This window comes from Vibrio sp. D173a (assembly GCF_030248475.1).
Genome location: NZ_JAHGAH010001165.1, coordinates 1 through 1318, shown reverse-complemented (window position 1 = coordinate 1318; position 1318 = coordinate 1). Strand labels below are relative to the sequence as shown.

General features: G+C 47.0%; 2 protein-coding genes. Both read right to left on the bottom strand.

Annotation, left to right across the window (positions count from 1 at the left end; all coding sequences use genetic code 11):
- On the bottom strand, positions 1-409 hold a 409-nt coding region (locus KIV40_RS32050; protein ID WP_285353380.1), incomplete at its 3' end, for an ABC transporter ATP-binding protein.
- A gap of 9 nt (positions 410-418) precedes the next feature.
- Positions 419-1153: an HAD family hydrolase gene (locus KIV40_RS32045; protein WP_285353381.1), complete on the bottom strand. Its 735-nt coding sequence runs from the start codon at positions 1151-1153 to the stop codon at positions 419-421.
- Between the last annotated feature and the right edge of the window lie 165 nt (positions 1154-1318).

The window sequence follows — 1318 nt, the reverse complement described above, 5'->3', positions numbered from 1 at the left end:
CCGACATTTCACCCGGTTTGTTATTCAATAGGTGTTCGATATCTAACGTTTTCGCTGCCTCTGAAATGCGCTCGTCGATCTCATGCTTTGGCAGTTTTTGCTGCTTTAATCCAAAGGCCATGTTGTCATAGACCGACATATGCGGGTAAAGCGCGTAGTTTTGAAATACCATCGAGATACCACGATCTTTAGGTGGTAGATCGTTAACACGTTTATCTCCGATGTAGACATCGCCCTCTGAGATATCTTCTAGCCCAGCGATCATGCGAAGTGTGGTGGACTTGGCGCAGCCAGACGGCCCAACAAACACCATAAACTCGCCTTCTTGAATATTGAGGTCGACACCATGTACCGCTTTAAAGCCGTTTGGGTAAGTCTTCTCAACGCCTCTCAAGGTTACTTCAGCCATAACCAGTCCTTAAATCAATTCGTTAAATTCTTGAGGGTCGAAGTTGGCAACCGAATGAATCCCCATGTCAGCCATTGGCTCTAATTCGCCATGATTTGCCGTGCCAGTGAGTACACCCACGTTTTTAGCGCCAGCATTACGACCAAATTCCATGTCCGATACCGTGTCACCAAACATGATCACTTCATGCGGCTCGATACCACACTGCTCGCAGAACGCATTTAGTAATGCAGGCGCAGGCTTAGGTTCGATATCGCCATCAGAGTAGCCGACGTAATCGAACAATTCGCTCAGGCCAGATTGCTCCAATGTGTAAACGGTAGAGTCTTTGGTGTCAGCCGTTGCCACGCCCAAATACATGCCTTGCTGCTTAAGCGACGTCAGCTTTTCCGTTACCCCCGGCAGTGCTTCAACCCACTCTGGATTCTCTTCCACTTGATTGTTGAAAGCCGCCTTGGTGACTTGAGTGAACTCAGCCAGAGATATCGAAGGTTCTAGCATTTTGAACCATGCAATCGCGGTATCTTCAACTGGGTTAGAAGCCAATAGTCCATAGTTATCAACCACATCGCCCTCAACTCCGATAGCCACGAGTAACTCAGTAACCGTGACAGTTTGATTACCTTGGTGGTTATCACTGAAGGCTTTAACTTGCTCACTTGCACCACGTGAAACGTTGAGCCACATCTTGTGGAATTCCAATAGGGTGCCGTCTTTATCAAACAATAGTGCTTTAAACTTCATCACTATTTACTCGCTCCATAAGTTCACCCCAAGTGTCGACAAGAGGTTGGTTAAATTGTGGTTGGGTGCCATCAAAGACAGCATTAATGCAGCCTTCAAACTCACCGTTTTGTTGCGATGCTGAGCCGTATTGAGAAGATAAACCGCGTCGAATATCGATACGAC